Source organism: Blautia sp. HCN-1074 (assembly GCF_037890165.1).
Taxonomy (GTDB): domain Bacteria; phylum Bacillota; class Clostridia; order Lachnospirales; family Lachnospiraceae; genus Blautia_A.
In genome coordinates, this window is record NZ_JBBKBP010000018.1 from 25,752 (window position 1) to 42,799 (window position 17,048).

The window sequence follows — 17,048 nt, forward strand, 5'->3', positions numbered from 1 at the left end:
GTTGTTGCAATTGCCATAATTGTACTGTTCAAAAGAAAAAAATAAAAAAATTCAAAAAAAGTGTTGACAAATCATCCAGTATAGAGTAGAATACTCATTGTTGTGAGGGACACGAGATAAGAACTTCACAAGGATGTGCGTTTAGCTCAGCTGGATAGAGCGTTTGGCTACGGACCAAAAGGCCGGGGGTTCGAATCCTCTAACGCACGCTAAACCTCTGGAGATTAAGATTTCCAGAGGTTTTTTTCTTGGCAATTTATTGACTCTTTGGCTGTTTTCGATGGTATATTTATTTCCCAATTTAATTAAACTTCATGGAAATTGTGTTGACATCAGTGTATAGTCAGAGTAAAATTAAAGAAAAGAAAAAAAGATACTTAAACAATAAGTATTTTTGTATATATTTTTGGGAATTGTATTGATTTTTGCGATACAGCATATAATGTAGATAAACAAGGAAACTTGTTTTGAGAGAGGTCCTGCTTTAGTGGACGATTCAAAATGAGAGAGGTCCTGCTTTAGTGGACGATTCAAAATGAGAGAGGTCCTGCTTTAGTGGACGATTCAAAATGAGAGAGGTCCTGCTTTAGTGGACAGAAAGCTGTTTGTTTAATGCAAACAGCTTTTTTCAAAGGAGAAATATGGAAAATGAAAGCCCAATTCTTTATTATGTAGACAAGGAATATTTAAAATATCTACATAAGGAAGATTATAGAGTAAGTGTTAAATTTAATAATAGACCATTTGCAGGAATTGTTACATTAGTAGGAGACAGGAAATATATTATTCCGCTTACATCTCAGACAACAGAAGAAAGAAAAAATGCAGGAAAAAATAAAAGAAGTTCCCTTATAACTACATTTGTGACAGAAACTTCCGGAAAAGAGATTTCAAATCTTTTATACAATAATATGATTCCAGTTAATGAACAGCTTATTACGGCATTAGAAATTGATCCGGAAACGGACACATATGAATCTAATGAGATACGATATTTAAGAAAAAACTGGGAAACTATTAAGAAAAAAGCGGAAAAGATTTTTAATCAGAGGTATGATATAGAATCACATAATTTTAATTTTTTGAAAAAAACATGTTGCGATTTTAAAAAATTGGAAAAAGCATTGGATCAATTTGAAATCAGACAGGAAGAAAAATAGAAAAGAGTTGACTTTAAAGATAGAGGGTGTCGCTTCATCAGTTGTGTTTGATGATTTTGCGGCACCCTCTTTTAGTGAAACTATCTTGCCATACTTTCTGCGCAGACGCAATTTATGGATTGCAAAAAATGCAATTTTCACAAACTCATAACGAGAAATCTTCCCCAAATATGATATACTGTGTGTGATAAAAAATGACATACAAGATTCAACTTATTGAAAACTGTGAGATTTTGACTTGTATGTTCCCAAATAGCAGACTGCTGAATAGTTAATAAAGAAAATAATTGGAAAATGTGCGCAGGAAGTTTTCGAGTCTCAGATGCAGCTTCTGTTTAAATCCATTCCGGAAGCACAGGGAATCTTTCATCTGAATCTGACGAAGGACACCTGGATCAGTTCAAATAGAGTATCAAGAAACGTAGAAAACCTGAAGGATGCGCCGGATGTAGATATGCTGATCGCCCAGATTTCTGCGTTTATCCCAAATGAGCGCATGAAAGGGAAATTTCTGGGGAAGAAGATATCGTTTCCCGTTTTGGAGGCGATGAATTCTGTCTTCTGATCAAAGATGTGACAGAGAAAGAACTTCGGATCAGGCTGGAACTTCTGGTCAGGGAAATGCGTGCGGTGTACAGAGAAGAAGATGCCAGCGCACAAGTGAGTATCAGTGCAGGTGCAGTACTTTGCCAGGATGAGGGAAGGGAATTATCTTCTCTTATGAACCTGGCTGATAAGGCGCTGTACCAGACTAAGGAAAAGGGCAGAGATGGATATAGTATAGAAATATGTTAAGTTGTAAAGGGGCTGTCGGGCACAGCAGCCTCTAACGCACATACAAATCGCTGAAAATCGAGGTGATATGATTAAGTAAAGAGCAATCATTTCGATTGTCTTCAGAAATTGTAATGATTTCTACCTTTGGGTGATTTACGATTTCAGGCCAGAAAGATTCTGCAGGTTCCTGCAATACCCCTAAAATGGGAGTCTGCCCATCCAAAAGGTTTAGGATTTTTTTCCGAAATAAAGCTGCGTCTGCTTCATGTGGACCAAGCTCATCCATAACAATGAAAGAGCAGTCAGAACACATGGAAAGAATATTGCATCCAAGGCGATCAAAGGTATCGGCAGTGTGTTCATCTGTTTTTCCGCATAAAAACAAAAGATTAGATTCGTTTGGGAGTTCCTTCTCTTTTAGATGGTACATATGAACTGAATACTGATCCTTCAGATATTCTTTTGTGCGGACAGTCAGGAATCCATCAGCGTTTTTCTTATAATCGTCTAATATCTTTTGGATCAATGTAGATTTTCCAATGTGCTTTTTACCAGTTAAAAATATATGTTGAGTCATAGTAAGGTTCCATTTCATTTTATAATAGTTCTATAGTCAGGTCGCATTGTTTTGTTTCGAACATCCCAGAGAATTCTTCCATAAGTGGAATCAGTTATTTCCTTAATCTTCCCATCTTTGTTTAAGTGAGATTGAATTCGTTGCATGATTTTATTTGCGTTTTCCTGTGTATGTTCTTCAGAAGGAAGCATGTGCTCCATGAGGAAATCAATATATTGTTCATCTGGAGTTACCCAGGTTTCACGATGGAGTTTTTCATAGCTTGTTTCAGGATTATATCCAAGCAGAAATAATATATTGAAAAGAGAGAAAAACCATCGCCCATTCCATTGGGATGCTGTTTGTTTGCCAAATACTTCCTGTAAAATCTGTTCCCTGAGTGAATTTCGTCTGTCAAGATGCGTGATATTACAGCACCATGCCCTGCTCATTTCCATAGATTTTATCAGTCCGTCCATATTGTGGATTGCAGGTGTCATGGAACTGAATACCAAATCAAATGCATGCTTATACCCCGATTTATCAATATCTAATGTCTGAAAATTACATGTATAGAGTATAGCGTTATTTAAGCCTTCATTTTGGATATGTTCCATTCCGTGTTTAACCATTTTATCAGAAATATCCAGCCCCACTACTTTGTGTACATATTTGGCAAATGCAGCAGCAAACCGTCCGGGACCGCATCCAATATCTGCGACGTCATAATTTTTTTCAAGAAGTCCTTTGGAATCCAGGTAGTTTATAGCGCTGATGACACGTTCGTCACCTTTTTCTTTCTTTTTGCGTGCGTCTTCCCAAAAGTCTGCACGTTTATTCCATCTTTCTATAGCCCGCTCAGGTAATTCTGCAGGCTGAGATTCCTGTAGAGAAATAAAATAATCCAATATAGAGTCCATGCATCATTCCTCCTGAAATGTTTTTGCTGAGCTATTTACCGGTAAACAGATAGTTCGTTCACGGCCATAGCGGTCGTGTGTAGTTATCACATCCATTTCAATATCGTAAACAGATTGTAAGGTTTCAGATGTAATGATTTCTTTGGGAGAGCCAAATCCCATAACCTTTCCGAATTTCATGAGAAGAACTTTGTTTCCCACGGAAAAGGGATGCTCTGGACTATGTGTTGACATAATAATGCAATAGCCCTGATTGGCCAGCCCTGAAATTACTTCCATGAGAAGCTGATGATTGGCATAATCCAGATTGGCGGCTGGCTCGTCCATGATGAAGATTTTTGCAGACTGACAGATTGCACGGGCAATTAAAACCAATTGCCTTTGTCCTCCGCTTAAGGAAGTATATTTCCTGTTGGCAAGAGGCAGGGCATTTACTTTCTCCAAGGCGGCAAAAGCTGCTTCCTGATCAGGCTCTTTTGGGGTTTCAAATGCAGAGAAATGAGAAGCACGCCCCATAATTACCATATCAAGAACTGTATAGGCAAATACTGGGGAATGATATTGGGGAATATATGCAATCATATTTGCCAGTGTTTTGGTTGTAAAGTCACTAATATTTTTTCCGGCTATCTTTATTTTTCCATTAGAAACAGGAAGGGAACCTAATATCATGCGGAACAGAGTGGTCTTTCCACAACCATTAGGGCCAAGCAGACAAAGCACATCACCATAGTCTGCGCTGCAGCTGATACCCTTTAAAATATCACCATTGCCGTAACCGCCAAAAACATTTTCAATTTCCAGAAGCATATAATTACGCGCGCTCCTTTCGTTTGATGATAAGATAGATAAAGAAGGGGGCGCCCATGATACTTGTGACAACGCCAAGTGGAAGTTCCATGGACAAAAGGGAACGGGAAATATCATCAACAAGTATCAGGTATCCGCCGCCAAGGATCGCACTTGCAGGTATCAGCCTTCTGTAATCAACGCCAACCAGTGCACGTGCCAGATGGGGAATCATCAGCCCGACCCATCCGATCAATCCTCCAAGACAGACTGCAGCGGCGCTGAGTAATGTGGAAGCGACTATAAAAATCAGACGATATTTACGCACATTGATTCCTAAGCTTTTGGCTTCTTCTTCATCCAAAGTCAGCAGATTGATCTGCCATCGAAAAATAAAAATCAGACTTAATCCAATGATCATTGGAAGAACACTCCAGGAAAAGGATTTGGTTGTGGTTTTGGTTAAGCTGCCCATAAGCCAGAAAGTAATTTGCTGGAGAACATCATTGGGGTCTGCGACATATTTGATCATTGTGACACCGGCATTGCAGAGTGACATGATCATAGTTCCGGTCAGAACAAGACTGAGAGTCTGGGAATGTGCGGATTTTCGGCTGATAAGATAGGATGCGGCTACTGCGGCCACACCACCTGCAAAAGCAGAAAGCTGAATCATCCAGTTGGAAGCGCCGTTTAAAATTGCAAAAGCAGCTCCGAGACTTGCACCGGAAGAAACTCCAAGGATATCCGGAGATACCAGTGGATTGCGAAACATTCCCTGATAGGTTGCACCTGCTACCGAGAGGGAAGCACCAATAAATAAAGCAGATAGAATACGGGGCAGACGGATATTCCAGAATATGGTAACTGCCTGGGGTAAGATATCTCCTTTAAAACCAAATTTTGATAAAAATGCATTTAGTACCTGCACTGGTGTAAGCGGATAATATCCCACCCAGAATGAGAGTACTATAATGATAAACAAAAGTACCAGCATAACCGCCAACAGCAGAACATATCGTCTTTGCCGGGCAGCGGCGGCATTTTTTTCATTAGCTGTCAGATTCATAATCATTCATCCTTGTAACTTGACTAATCAAATTTACGGTGTTATACTCAGAAAAATCGAATTGTTTTTAAAAACTATTCGCATATACATTATAATACTTAAAAATTGTATAGTCAATTTCAATAAGCGTCAATTATGAGTAATGCGGAGAAAAGAAAGGAGAGAGTTTATGAAAAAGCACAGACAACTTTTGGCTCTGCTTATATGTCTGGTGATGTCAGTCAGTCTTTTAACAGGATATTCTGAAACGAAAGCTGCTACTGAAGAGCCGACGCAGAGTGCGGAGCAGGAAACTGTTGAAACCCGTGAGATCACAGACATGGCAGGAAGAAAAGTAACTGTCCCAGCAGTAGAAAATATTGAATCTGTTTTTTCAGCAGGTCCGGTAGCTGCAATTTTTCTGTACATGGTTGCACCGGATAAGCTTCTTGGGTGGAATTATGAACTGAATGATGTTGAGAAATCTATTATTCTGGACAAATATCAGGATCTTCCTAATTTTGGAATGGGTGATGCTGTCAATTATGAAGCAGTAATTGCTGCCAATCCTACAATTGCTATTAATAGTGGAAAGATTAATGATGCAATGGTTTCTGATTGCGATGCGTTATCAGAAAGCCTTGGAATTCCGGTTGTTGCAGTAGACAACGAACTTAATAATTCTGCGGAAGCTTTTCGTTTTATGGGCGAACTTCTTGGTGTAGAAGATCATGCAGAAGAGCTTGCCCAGTATGCGGAGCAGATATTTACTGATATTAATGCACTTTCAGATATTCCAGAAGAAAAGAAAGTCAGTGTATACTTTGGTAATGGAGAGGACTCACTGGAAACTGCACCCAGAGGATCCCAGCATGCACAGATTCTTGATGCCATCAATGCAGTTAATGTTGCAGATCTGGAATTGGGAGATGGATCTCGTGTTCAGATTTCAGCAGAACAGCTTCTTGCATGGGATCCGGATGTGATTGTTGTAAATGGTGAACCAAAGGCAGATAAAAGCGGAAGTTCTGCAGCAGAAGATATCCTGAGCAATCCTGATTATGCTTCATTAAAAGCAGTACAGGACCAAAAGGTTTATGGAACTCCGAATGCACCGTTTAGCTGGGTGGATCGTCCGGCAGGACCAAATCGTCTGATCGGTATGCGATGGTTCTCAGCATTGATTTATCCGGAATATATTAAATGTGATATCAATGAAGAAATACATAAATTTTTCGATCTTTTTTATCATGTTGATCTGTCTGATGAACAGTTGGAAAATGTTCTGAAAGGAACTTTATAAAGGTTAGGCATGGATGTGAAAAAGGGCTATACAATAAATAAACGAAAAAGAAACGCTGGTTCCGGTAAATACCGGTTCCGGCGTTCCTTTTTATAATTTTCGGATTATTGCGCTTCCATGCAGATCGCATACAGGATCTGCAAACAGATGGTTTTTCAGACAGAATTCCCCAACCGCTTTTCGGCATCCGGAAAACTGTGTACTGTACACATCGTGAACCAAGAGAACTCCTCCGGTGGCCAGGCGTTCATAGAACAGAGGAAGTGCAGCAGCAGTTGGAGCATAGAGATCCGCGTCCAGAGATACAAAACAAAAAGTTTCATCTCTAACATCGGAAAAGGTATCTGGAAACCATCCTTTGTGGATCACAGTACGTGTAGGATCTGGCATAACATGAAGAACAGAGTCAATATCAGTAGAAGAAAAATCGCCTGTTTTTGCACGGGACAGATTACCGGAGGCTTCTATTGTGATATCCTTTTCTGAAAAGCCCTCAAAAGTATCAAAAAGATGGATTTTTCGGTCTGGAAAGGCTGCACTGATCAGGGAAGAAAATTCACCCCGGAAAACACCCAGTTCTGCAACATTTCCCGGAATATCCAATTGATAGATCTGCTCAGATAAAAGACGCATAACAGCAACCCGTGCGTCAAACATGCGAAGGACGGAGGGATCACGAAAAGGCCCGTGATAACCCAGGTTTTCCATCTGTTTTATCATAGAATTACGCCGTTCTTCATCCAGAACTCCCAGGATGACCAGATCCGGGAGAAGTGCTGCTGCAGCATCCGGAGAACAGACTGGAATATTCCCAATATATGATCCGTGTTTATGGGGGTCATTATCAGCAAAGCACAGGAGCTGGCAGGGACTGTTGAGAAGTCTTGCTGTCATTTGTCCAATTTGACCGGCACCAAATATTACAGTTTTATATACTGATTTTGCCATCATTTTGATGTAGCCTTTCTGTCAGCACGAACCTGGATCATCTGTCCTGTAATGGAGATGGCAATTTCAGCCGGTGTTTCTGCTTTGATCTCCAGTCCTATAGGTGAGATGATACGGTTTAAATCTTGTTCATTAATGTTGTATTCTTCAATCAGACGGCGAAATACAGCAGCTTTTTTTGCGCGGCTTCCAATGACGCCTATATAGCATGCAGGTGTAGCGAGAAGCTGTGCCTGTACAATGGTATCATAGGAATGTCCGCGTGTCATGACGCAGCAATAATCAGCAGCTGTGATAGAAACATACTGTTCCAGATGGTTGAAATCACAAAGTATTGTTTCAACTGCTCCTGGGAAAAGAGCAGGATCTGTAAATTCTGGCCGGTCATCCAGGACAACACAGCGAAAATCAACGCTTGCAAGGATTGGAATAAGCTTTTGTGAGACATGTCCGCCGCCGAATACATAGACAGTTCCTGAGGTTTCAATCTGTTCAGAAAACAGATCATAATCTTCACTGTGATATCGGTGTGGCTTTGCAGATAAAGAAGATAATACAGAAGAAGGAACATTGGCAGTTCCGATGAGATCGCATGCAGGACTATAGAGGCTCACACCGGAGGTGGTGAGAAGATCGCAGATCAGCCAGAAATCTTTTCGCTCTTCGTAGAATTTTTCCGCAGTTTCCGCGATTTCCATAATAATAGAATCGTTATGATCAAGATACTGGAAAAAGGCCGTAACATCACCACCACAGATCATACCAATATTTTCAACATCTTTATGATTCAGCCGGAATTCATGCTGACAGGATTCCTTTTTTTCAAGAATATCCAATGCCATACATTCAGCACGATATTCTACAGCTCCACCTCCGATGGTTCCGGAAATTCTGCCGTTTTTTCCGACCAGCATGCGGGAACCGGCACCTCTTGGTGTAGACCCTGAGGATGCTGTAACGGAAACAAGTACAAGATCGTTTCCATCCAGGAATTGTTGTTTTATTGTCTGAAATAATGTTCTCATATAATAAAATACCTCCTAACTAAATTAAGTGATTTTTCTGCTCCAGTTGTGTATGTCTGCCTGGACTAGAGCGTGATATGGCAGAGTGACTGTATCATGTCCTGCAGTTTGCGGGCTTGCTCTAACTGTTGCTCATGAGCTTTGCGGGCTTCCGGACTTTTGCATTTACTCATGCTGTCGGCAAATCTTTTTTCTATGGTTACACGTTGTGTTTCCTGAATCAGTTTATCAGCCAGAAATACAATAGCTGCTTCATCCAGCTTGGTTTCCAGCAGACCATGGTGCTGTGAAATAATCTGGCTGATCTCAGGATAACCTAACTGTAAGAAAAGTTCACCGCCTGTTTTGGTGTGATGCCTCTGAAGTCTGGCAATATCATGCAGAAGTGCACCGGAGCGAACAAGCTTCTGATCAAAGATATAACCATTGGATTCCAACATATTGCATAAACAACAGGCAAGTTCAGTAACAGCATCACTGTGAGCCTGTACATGACGGGGCAGAGAAACCGCATTGCGAAGCCTGAAGCATAGCCCGTCATTTAATTCAGGATGAGGCAGTATATAACTGGGATCAGAGAAAGAAATATTATTTCTTTCATTCACTTCCAGATGATAGTAAGAGCCGCAGGGAAGACGAAATCGCTGTCTGCTGTACATACCGGAATGTAATGCATATATATAAGAAGAGATTACATCTGTATGAGCTACCACTGCAATATCACCTTCAGAAGCGCAAAGAATCTTATGAACTGCCTGCGAAAAGCGAAAACCAGATGCAGCAGGAGTTTCTGCTCCCGGGATCGGATGATCAGGGTTATTTTCACGGGCTTTATAAATGTCCGGCCATCTCTGGCGTATTTTATCAAAAGAAAGGCCATCCCATTCTCCCAGATTTCGTTCTGACAGATCAGAAACAATTATATGTGGAAGCTCAGGTGCCATATGGCCTGCTGTCTCAACAGCTCTTAACAAAGGACTGCAGTATATCCTTGATATTTTATCGGACAATTCTTCATTAAGAAGGACTGCCTGCAAGTGTCCAAGCATGGATAGAGAGAAATCTGTCTGTCCCACACAGTAAGAATGTTCATCCGGATACTGTGGTTTTCCATGCCGGACCAGATAAAGGCTACGCATTTAAAAATCCTCCGAAACATTCTTCAAATATTTTTTTTGAACAGGAACGTGTTTCTTCTGAAAAACGGGCATATCGTTTCAGAAATTCTTCACCGTATGGTGTCAGTTCACTATGGCTTCCCCTTGTACCGCCCTGGCTTCTGATGATCAGAGGTTCATGAAGCTGTGATTCCAGGGTATGGATCAGGTTCCAGCTGGTAGAATAGGAAATGTGCATGCGCTCACAGGCATCACGGACAGATCCTGTTTCATGGATCAGTGTAAGCAGCGAATAGAGCTTTTCATCAAAAAAAACTTTTTCCCGGGCTAGCTGAATATGGATTTCAGAACGGATCAGGCTCTGGTTGTGTATGCGGAGGAGTTCATCGTAATCCTCTGGTGTATCAGCATCATGAATAATACCGGGATCCTCTACATTAAGATAATACATGGGTTCCCCGCAATTATCCACAGCACCTTTAAGTCCTGATTTTCCGTCATCACTTAGAATGGAATCAATCAGTGTGGAACGAATCAGAATGGGATGACCGGGATTGCCATTACAGACCGGAGTTACAAGGGGACGCCCCAGAGAGAGCATTTGCGTGACTGTCTGGGCTGTGAACAGCGGAATATCAACAGGTGTAAAGAGTACCGTATCCACTTTGTCTTTCAGATACTCAAGTCCGATCCTGACAGAATCAAACATATGAGTGTTTGCATAGTTCTCATTTCGAAGAAAGACTACATTATTGGAAGCCAGGTGGCATTCCAGAACATCTGCATGATATCCGGTTACCACTACTACTTTGGAGATTCCGGCCTGCCGGAAATTATTGATCACGCGCTGTGCGATGGAAATGGAGCCAAGCTGAAGCATGGGTTTAAAGTCTCCCATTCGTGATGATTTCCCCGCAGCCACGATGAGGGCGCCTGTCTGCATTCAGATACCTCCTTCTTTCAATGATATTATACAAATTTGATATTATTATAACATATAAAAGAATAAAAATAGTTAAAATTTTAAATAAAACAAAATAAAATTGTCTGGAATATATAAAGTAGCCAACTATTAATTATTTGTAATTTGTATAATTGTGCAAAATCATGGTAGTATGGATATATAAAATAACGTGGACAGGAGAACTTTTTTATGGATAAGATTTTTGAGATTACCGCAAAAGAAGTTACTGTACAGGTAAAAGATGAGCGTACAGGGGTTGTATACAGCCGGACGCTTCCCATCGATTATTATGAGAATGCAAATGTTTTAAAGCTCAGCGGTGAGAATCTGGACGGGAGTAGCTCTTCCATTGTTTTCTATTCTGCCAGAGGAATAGAGAGACTGAAAGATCTGACAGGCAAAGGGGCTGATCATGATCCGTGTGGAGTGCATAAGCCTGAAGATCGGTAATATTAAAATAACGTAACTATTCAGCGGTCATTGTGAAGGCGCTAACAGTTACGGAATGCGTGTTTTTAAAGGAGGTATGGAACATGATTAAAAAGACATTGAAGATTAATGGTGTTGAGAGAATACTTATTCTTGATAAGGATGAGACACTGGCGCAGGTACTCCGTAATCACCTTCTTCTTACAGGATGTAAGATCGGCTGCGGTGAAGGTCACTGTGGAGCCTGTAATGTTATTATGAACGGAAAAGTTACAAGATCCTGTATCTACAAGATGAGCCGTGTTCCCGATCATGCAGAGATCACAACCATTGAAGGTGTGGGAACAATTTCTGATATGCACCCGATTCAGGTTGCATGGATGGCATATGGATGTGCACAGTGCGGTTTCTGTTCACCGGGATTTATTATTTCCGCAAAAGTGCTTCTGGATAATAATCCAAGCCCTACCCGTGAAGAGGTAAGAGACTGGTTTAATAAACAGCGTAATCTCTGCCGTTGTACAGGTTACAAGCCGCTGATTGATGCTACTATGGCTGCAGCAGCAGTTATGCGCGGTGAGATGACAAAGGAAGATCTTGTGTTCAAACAGACAGGTGATTCTATTGTTGGAACAAACTATATCCGTCCTTCAGCAGCACAGAAGGTAACAGGTACCTGGGACTTCGGCGCAGATGATGCGTTAAAGATGCCTTCAGGAACACTTCGTCTTGCTCTTACACAGGCAAAGGTTTCTCATGCAAATATCCTCAGCATTGACACAACAGAAGCAGAGAGCATGCCTGGTGTTGTCCGTGTTATCACAGCAAAAGATATTAAGGCAGCAGGCGGAACCAATAAGATCAATGGTCTTGTAATGCTTCCAAAACACAACAAAACAGACGGATTCGAACGTCCTGTACTCTGCGATGAAAAAATCTTCCAGTTTGGTGATGCGATTGCCATCGTAGCTGCTGATACAGAAGAGCATGCACGTGCAGCAGCAGAAGCAGTTAAAGTTGAGATTGAAGAGCTTCCTGCATACATGAATGCAATGGATGCCATCGCACCGGATGCAGCGGAGATCCATCCCGGTACTCCGAACGCATTCTTTGAGACAAACTGTATCAAGGGCCCTGATTTTGACTGGGACAGCATTCCGGATTCACAGCAGGTTGAGATAGAATCTTACTGTTCACGTCAGCCTCATCTTCATCTTGAGCCGGACTGCGGTTATGGTTATATTGACGAAGACGGTATGATAACTGTTCATTCCAAATCCATTGGTATCCATCTGCATATGCCTATGATCGCTGATGGTATCGGTGTGCCAATGGAGAACTTACGAATTGTTCAGAATCATGCAGGAGGAACCTTTGGTTACAAGTTTTCTCCTACAAATGAGGCTTTGATCGGTGCTGCTGTTAAGATTCTTGAACGTCCAGTATCTCTGGTATTTAATCAGTTCCAGAATATTACATATACAGGAAAGAGATCTCCTGCATTTATGAATATCAAGCTTGCAGCAGATGAAAACGGTAAGCTTCTTGCACTCTGGGGCAATAACTATGTGGATCATGGTCCATACTCAGAATTCGGTGACCTGCTTACAATGAGACTTTCCCAGTTTACAGGTGCAGGTTATGGAATCAATTCTATCCGCAATAAATCTACAACAGTATTTACAAACCACGCATGGGGTTCCGCATTCCGTGCTTACGGTTCTCCGCAGTCTTACATGGGATCTGAGATCGCGATAGATGTTCTGGCAGCAAAGATGGGAATCGACCCGTTCGATATCCGTGAAATGAACTGTTACAAAGAATCCGAAGGCAGTACGATCCCTACAGGTTATCCGCCTGAAGTATACTGTGAAGAAGATCTGTTCAAGACAGCACGTCCACTGTATGAAGCAGCTAAGAAACGTGTGGCTGAAAAGAATGCAGCTTCTGATGGTAAGATCAAATATGGCATCGGTGTATCTCTCGGTGTATATGGCTGTGGCCTTGACGGTGTTGATACATCAAACGCATTTGCAGAGCTGAATCCGGATGGAACAGTTACAATGTATGCTGCATGGGAAGATCATGGACAGGGCGCTGATATGGGTGTTCTTGTATCATCTCATGAAACACTTCGTCAGGCAGGAATCAGACCGGAACAGATTAAACTTGTTATGAATGATACCAAGACATGTCCTAATGCAGGTCCTGCAGGTGGATCACGTTCACAGGTTATGTCAGGTAATGCATGTCGTCTGGCAGCAGAAAACCTTGTGGCAGCCATGAAGAAAGAAGACGGAACCTTCCGTACTTATGATGAGATGGTGGCTGAAGGTCTTGCAACAAAATATGAAGGTAACTGGGTAACAACCTTCTGTGCAGATCATCCGATTGATCAGGATACAGCACAGGGAGATCCATTTGCAACCTACATGTACACGATCTTCCTTCCGGAAGTTGCTGTTAATACAGAAACAGGTAAAGTTAAAGTTGAGAAGTTCACCTGTGTGGCTGATGTAGGTACGATTATGAACAGACTTCTTGTAGAAGGCAACTTCTACGGTGGTCTTGTACAGGGTATCGGTCTTGCTCTTACAGAAGATTTCGAGGATCTGAACCATGATACTTCTCTGAAAAACTGTGGTATTCCGTATCCAAATGATGCTCCGGATGATATTGAACTTCATTTCAATGAAACATATCGTCCAAGTGGTCCTTACGGTGCTGCCGGCTGTGGTGAGGCTCCGCTGGATGCTCCTCATCCTGCAATCCTGAATGCAATCTACAATGCTACAGGCGCACGTATCACACGTGTTCCTGCCCGCCCTGAAAAGGTTCTTGCAGCATTAAAGGAACTTGAAAAATAACTGTTAGTATAATTTTATCATGTGCTATAATAAGGGGAGATGGGAGACTGTCTCCCCTTTGGAAATGAAAGGAGTATCGGGTTATGACATATATACAGGAAAGAGGTTCCACTCATGTTTATCACGTAAATCGAATGTCAAAGGAAGAGATGGATCATATGATCGGCCTCTGTGTTCATGAACAGCCGGCGTACTGTGTTGCAGCCTGTCCTTTCAAAGCAGATACAAAAGAAATGTTGTTTTATGCTGCAAAAGGAAACTTTAAGAAAGCTCTGGCTATCTATGAAAAGATCACACCATTTCCCATGATCCTCTGTGACGGATGTACTGCACCCTGTGAGGAGAAATGCAGACTCTGTGAGCTGGGTGATGGCATATCTATACGTGAAGTAGAACGTGCCATTGTCCGATATGGAGAACCTGGAAAACGGAGCAGTGTATTTCGTATCAGAAAGAAAAAAAAGGCTGTGATTTTTGGCTCAGGATTATTCCCGCTATTTCTTGCAGGGGAACTGGAAAAGAAGATGTATCCTGCAACCATTTACTGTCAGGAGAAAGATCATGAAGCCTATATTGCAGCAGCAGCACCGGAACTTTCGGAATCAGATTGTAGAAATGAAGCAAAACGTCTCAGTTCTATGGACCTTTCCTTTGAATTCGGATGCAGTCTTGACCTTCCGCTTATCAGAGAGAAAATGAAGGAGGCAGATGTGGTCTGTGCTTCAGAGGAGGTGGCCAAAAAGCTGGCTCCTGAGGAAGCAGCAGACGCAGAGATCATGCTGAGAGAACAGGCAGGGATCGTCAGTGGTCCGGCCCAGTCTGTGATGGATGCGGCTTTTGCTGCAAAAAGAGCTGCCCTGACTGTAGATCTCCTTGTGCAGAACATTTCACCCCACAGTAACAGAGGCAGTGAAGGGGCAGTTACCACCAGGCTCTATACAAATATGGAAGGGATGAAAGGCTCTAAAAAGATTCCCTGCAACATAGATGGATATTCAAAAGAAGAAGCTATTGAGGAAGCAAAGCGATGCATTCAGTGTCACTGTGATGAGTGTATGAAAAGCTGTGTCTATTTAAGTGAATATAAAAAGTATCCTGGTCTTCTTGCACGTGAAATCTATAATAATACCCAGATCATTATGGGAGATCACCAGATGAATAAACCGATGAATTCCTGTTCACTCTGCGGACAGTGTACTGTAATCTGTCCAAATGGGTTTGATATGAGCCAGGTCTGCAAATCTGCAAGAGAAAATATGGTATCTACAGACAAGATGCCTCTGGCACCTCATGAATTTGCATTGATGGATATGCTGTTCTCCAATTCGGAGGCTTTCTTATGCAGACCTCAGCCGGGATATGAAACCTGCAGATATGTATTTTTCCCGGGATGTCAGGCAGGAGCTATAGCGCCGGATGTTGTCACAGAGGCATATGAGGATCTTTGCAGGAGGACAGAGGGCGGTGTTGCTCTGATGCTGGGATGTTGTGGTGCTATCAGTGAATGGGCAGGACGCTATGAAATGACAGAAAAGGTAAATGAACAGCTGAAGCAGGAACTTGCAAAGCTGGGAGATCCTATGATCATAGCAGGCTGTCCAAGCTGTATGAAACAGTTAAAAGAGAGTCTTGGTGCCAGAATCACAGGAATCTGGGAGATCTTAAAGGAGATCGGACTTCCCGGACAGGCAAAAGGACTGGAGATACCTGTTGCAATACATGATGCCTGCGGCGCCAGGGGAAATACACAGACACAGGATACAATAAGAGAGCTTCTTGCAGATATGGGGTGCACTGTTGTAAACACAAAATATTCCAGAGATCTGTCTCCCTGTTGCGGATACGGCGGACTGACTTCCTACGCTAATAAAGAGATGGCAGATAAAATGACAGAAAAGTGTCTGGAACGATCCGATGCCCCATATATAACGTACTGCATGGCATGCAGGGACCGATTTGTCAGGGAAGGCAGGGAATCCAGACATATCCTTGAACTTCTGTATGGCACAAATGCCGTCAATATGCCGGATATCAGTGAAAAACGCTACAACCGGCTTGTGCTAAAAGAGAAGCTTTTAAAAAATATATGGAATGAGGAACTGATGATGGAGAAAAAAGATTATACCGTTGCATATACAGAAGATGCTATCAGTATGATGGATGAACGTATGATACTGAAAAGTGATGTGGAGCGTGTATTATCAGATTACAGAGAAAACCAGGAAGCGATTTTTGATGAAGAGACAAAAGAACTGGTGACAAGGAGCAGACTTGGAAATGTGACATTCTGGGTGCGATTTGTGGAAACTGAAGAAGGGTATCTGGTACGCAGAGCATACAGTCACAGAATGAATATTATGAAAAGGGTGGGACAGTAATGGCAGCAGAGAGAACATATTATACCATTGATCCTGAGGGAAAGCTGACCTGCATGAAATGCAAGGTTCCTCTTGTAAAAGGAAAAGCAAAATTTATGTATCTGGAGAACGGTTTTCCTGTTGAGATGCCGGTTTGTCCCAAATGTGGTTTTGTCTATGTTCCGGAAGAACTGGCTCTTGGAAAGGTTCTGGCAGTGGAACGTGCACTGGAGGATAAATAGATGAACAGACATCCCGGAGGGGAAGAGCAGACACTTCATCTTCTGAAAAGCATAGAACTGAAAAAAGGAATGAAAGCTCTGGATCTGGGAGCAGGAGAGGGAGAGACAGTGCGGATTATGAAAGCATTTGGTCTGAATGTGCAGGGGGTGGATCTTGCTCCGCGAAGCAGTGAGGTGCAGAGGGGAGATTTTCTGGACCTTCAGTATGCAGCAGACAGTATGGATCTCTGTATCAGCCAGTGTGCATTTTTTGTCAGCAGAAATCAGAAAAAGGCAGTTTCTGAATGCTGGCGTGTACTGAAAAAGGGAGGATTTCTTTTACTGTCAGATCTGGATCCGGGCAATCTTTTGGAAATTGTGAAAGAAACAGGATTTACGATTCTCTGTCAGGAGGACCAGACTGCTCTCTGGAGAGAATATTATCTGGAAGCAATCTGGAATGATTCATTCTGCTGCGAAGATTATAAGCTTTTGCAGAATGAATACAAAGGCAGAAAAATAGGCTATACCATGGTGGTTGGCAGAAAGGAGTAATGTATGGATCT

The 17,048-nt window shown here is 42.0% G+C and carries 17 protein-coding genes and 1 tRNA gene; 10 read left to right on the forward strand and 8 right to left on the reverse strand.

Annotation, left to right across the window (positions count from 1 at the left end; translation table 11 throughout):
* The first annotated feature begins 135 nt into the window (after nucleotides 1-135).
* From WKT11_RS14025 to WKT11_RS14040, 4 genes are all read left to right on the forward strand, one after another.
* A tRNA-Arg gene (locus tag WKT11_RS14025) sits at nucleotides 136-209 on the forward strand.
* Nucleotides 210-641: 432 nt separating this feature from the next.
* Complete coding sequence (locus tag WKT11_RS14030; RefSeq protein WP_118575154.1) at nucleotides 642-1,160, forward strand: type III toxin-antitoxin system ToxN/AbiQ family toxin; 519 nt, start codon at nucleotides 642-644, stop codon at nucleotides 1,158-1,160.
* Between the two features lie 322 nt (nucleotides 1,161-1,482).
* On the forward strand, nucleotides 1,483-1,725 hold the full coding sequence (locus WKT11_RS14035) for a hypothetical protein (protein ID WP_118591248.1): 243 nt from the start codon (nucleotides 1,483-1,485) through the stop codon (nucleotides 1,723-1,725).
* Between the two features lie 8 nt (nucleotides 1,726-1,733).
* Nucleotides 1,734-1,955 (forward strand): diguanylate cyclase domain-containing protein, encoded by a 222-nt coding sequence (locus WKT11_RS14040; RefSeq protein ID WP_055199660.1) that lies wholly within the window; start codon nucleotides 1,734-1,736, stop codon nucleotides 1,953-1,955.
* 31 nt (nucleotides 1,956-1,986) lie between these two features.
* Here WKT11_RS14040 and WKT11_RS14045 read toward each other — a convergent pair whose 3' ends face one another.
* Genes WKT11_RS14045 through WKT11_RS14060 form a run of 4 tightly spaced genes read right to left on the reverse strand, consistent with a single transcriptional unit; the run spans nucleotide 1,987 to nucleotide 5,271 of the window.
* Entirely contained in the window at nucleotides 1,987-2,532 is a 546-nt protein-coding gene (locus WKT11_RS14045; protein WP_117676721.1) for a nucleoside-triphosphatase, read from the reverse strand.
* Entirely contained in the window at nucleotides 2,529-3,413 is an 885-nt protein-coding gene (locus WKT11_RS14050) for a class I SAM-dependent methyltransferase (protein ID WP_117676722.1), read from the reverse strand. The genes WKT11_RS14045 and WKT11_RS14050 overlap by 4 nt, the downstream gene beginning before the upstream one ends.
* Before the next feature lie 3 nt (nucleotides 3,414-3,416).
* Complete coding sequence (locus WKT11_RS14055) at nucleotides 3,417-4,223, reverse strand: ABC transporter ATP-binding protein (RefSeq protein WP_118575156.1); 807 nt, start codon at nucleotides 4,221-4,223, stop codon at nucleotides 3,417-3,419.
* A 4-nt stretch (nucleotides 4,224-4,227) separates the two neighbouring features.
* Entirely contained in the window at nucleotides 4,228-5,271 is a 1,044-nt protein-coding gene (locus tag WKT11_RS14060) for a FecCD family ABC transporter permease (protein ID WP_118575158.1), read from the reverse strand.
* Between the two features lie 169 nt (nucleotides 5,272-5,440).
* Here WKT11_RS14060 and WKT11_RS14065 point away from each other — a divergent pair, with 169 nt between their 5' ends.
* Nucleotides 5,441-6,553, forward strand: coding sequence for an ABC transporter substrate-binding protein (locus WKT11_RS14065; RefSeq protein WP_118575160.1), 1,113 nt, complete (start codon nucleotides 5,441-5,443; stop codon nucleotides 6,551-6,553).
* A 90-nt stretch (nucleotides 6,554-6,643) separates the two neighbouring features.
* Here WKT11_RS14065 and WKT11_RS14070 read toward each other — a convergent pair whose 3' ends face one another.
* The 4 genes from WKT11_RS14070 to WKT11_RS14085 all read right to left on the reverse strand — a co-directional run bounded on the left by WKT11_RS14070 (nucleotide 6,644) and on the right by WKT11_RS14085 (nucleotide 10,587).
* Nucleotides 6,644-7,504 (reverse strand): TylF/MycF/NovP-related O-methyltransferase, encoded by an 861-nt coding sequence (locus WKT11_RS14070; protein WP_118575162.1) that lies wholly within the window; start codon nucleotides 7,502-7,504, stop codon nucleotides 6,644-6,646.
* The gene (locus WKT11_RS14075) at nucleotides 7,501-8,526 is read right to left on the reverse strand and encodes an XdhC family protein (protein ID WP_340285059.1); all 1,026 of its coding nucleotides are present in this window, start codon (nucleotides 8,524-8,526) and stop codon (nucleotides 7,501-7,503) included. Before WKT11_RS14075 ends, WKT11_RS14070 begins: the two co-directional genes overlap by 4 nt.
* A 65-nt stretch (nucleotides 8,527-8,591) precedes the next feature.
* Nucleotides 8,592-9,665, reverse strand: coding sequence for a histidine phosphatase family protein (locus tag WKT11_RS14080; RefSeq protein WP_117676727.1), 1,074 nt, complete (start codon nucleotides 9,663-9,665; stop codon nucleotides 8,592-8,594).
* Nucleotides 9,658-10,587, reverse strand: a complete 930-nt coding sequence (locus WKT11_RS14085) for an NTP transferase domain-containing protein (RefSeq protein WP_117845252.1) — start codon at nucleotides 10,585-10,587, stop codon at nucleotides 9,658-9,660. Before WKT11_RS14085 ends, WKT11_RS14080 begins: the two co-directional genes overlap by 8 nt.
* Before the next feature lie 210 nt (nucleotides 10,588-10,797).
* Between WKT11_RS14085 and WKT11_RS14090 the strand changes: the two genes are divergently transcribed.
* From WKT11_RS14090 to WKT11_RS14110, 5 genes are all read left to right on the forward strand, one after another.
* Nucleotides 10,798-11,058, forward strand: a complete 261-nt coding sequence (locus WKT11_RS14090) for a hypothetical protein (RefSeq protein WP_055199670.1) — start codon at nucleotides 10,798-10,800, stop codon at nucleotides 11,056-11,058.
* Nucleotides 11,059-11,141: 83 nt separating this feature from the next.
* Nucleotides 11,142-13,904, forward strand: coding sequence for a molybdopterin-dependent aldehyde oxidoreductase (locus WKT11_RS14095; RefSeq protein WP_019160621.1), 2,763 nt, complete (start codon nucleotides 11,142-11,144; stop codon nucleotides 13,902-13,904).
* Nucleotides 13,905-13,987: 83 nt separating this feature from the next.
* Complete coding sequence (locus WKT11_RS14100; RefSeq protein WP_118591244.1) at nucleotides 13,988-16,282, forward strand: pyridine nucleotide-disulfide oxidoreductase/dicluster-binding protein; 2,295 nt, start codon at nucleotides 13,988-13,990, stop codon at nucleotides 16,280-16,282.
* A complete protein-coding gene (locus WKT11_RS14105; RefSeq protein ID WP_019160623.1) occupies nucleotides 16,282-16,503 on the forward strand; it encodes a DVU_1557 family redox protein in 222 nt (73 codons plus the stop codon). The genes WKT11_RS14100 and WKT11_RS14105 overlap by 1 nt, the downstream gene beginning before the upstream one ends.
* Complete coding sequence (locus WKT11_RS14110) at nucleotides 16,504-17,037, forward strand: class I SAM-dependent methyltransferase (RefSeq protein WP_118247751.1); 534 nt, start codon at nucleotides 16,504-16,506, stop codon at nucleotides 17,035-17,037.
* Nucleotides 17,038-17,048: the final 11 nt, after the last annotated feature.

Coding starts and splice junctions, on each gene's coding strand:
- WKT11_RS14095 (WP_019160621.1), top strand. CDS start 11,142: ATGATTAAAAAGACATTGAAGATTAATGGTGTTGAGAGAATACTTATT.
- WKT11_RS14110 (WP_118247751.1), top strand. CDS start 16,504: ATGAACAGACATCCCGGAGGGGAAGAGCAGACACTTCATCTTCTGAAA.
- WKT11_RS14060 (WP_118575158.1), bottom strand. CDS start 5,271: ATGAATCTGACAGCTAATGAAAAAAATGCCGCCGCTGCCCGGCAAAGA.
- WKT11_RS14085 (WP_117845252.1), bottom strand. CDS start 10,587: ATGCAGACAGGCGCCCTCATCGTGGCTGCGGGGAAATCATCACGAATG.
- WKT11_RS14070 (WP_118575162.1), bottom strand. CDS start 7,504: ATGATGGCAAAATCAGTATATAAAACTGTAATATTTGGTGCCGGTCAA.
- WKT11_RS14035 (WP_118591248.1), top strand. CDS start 1,483: ATGCAGCTTCTGTTTAAATCCATTCCGGAAGCACAGGGAATCTTTCAT.
- WKT11_RS14065 (WP_118575160.1), top strand. CDS start 5,441: ATGAAAAAGCACAGACAACTTTTGGCTCTGCTTATATGTCTGGTGATG.
- WKT11_RS14090 (WP_055199670.1), top strand. CDS start 10,798: ATGGATAAGATTTTTGAGATTACCGCAAAAGAAGTTACTGTACAGGTA.
- WKT11_RS14030 (WP_118575154.1), top strand. CDS start 642: ATGGAAAATGAAAGCCCAATTCTTTATTATGTAGACAAGGAATATTTA.
- WKT11_RS14045 (WP_117676721.1), bottom strand. CDS start 2,532: ATGAAATGGAACCTTACTATGACTCAACATATATTTTTAACTGGTAAA.
- WKT11_RS14050 (WP_117676722.1), bottom strand. CDS start 3,413: ATGGACTCTATATTGGATTATTTTATTTCTCTACAGGAATCTCAGCCT.
- WKT11_RS14055 (WP_118575156.1), bottom strand. CDS start 4,223: ATGCTTCTGGAAATTGAAAATGTTTTTGGCGGTTACGGCAATGGTGAT.
- WKT11_RS14075 (WP_340285059.1), bottom strand. CDS start 8,526: ATGAGAACATTATTTCAGACAATAAAACAACAATTCCTGGATGGAAAC.
- WKT11_RS14100 (WP_118591244.1), top strand. CDS start 13,988: ATGACATATATACAGGAAAGAGGTTCCACTCATGTTTATCACGTAAAT.
- WKT11_RS14105 (WP_019160623.1), top strand. CDS start 16,282: ATGGCAGCAGAGAGAACATATTATACCATTGATCCTGAGGGAAAGCTG.
- WKT11_RS14080 (WP_117676727.1), bottom strand. CDS start 9,665: ATGCGTAGCCTTTATCTGGTCCGGCATGGAAAACCACAGTATCCGGAT.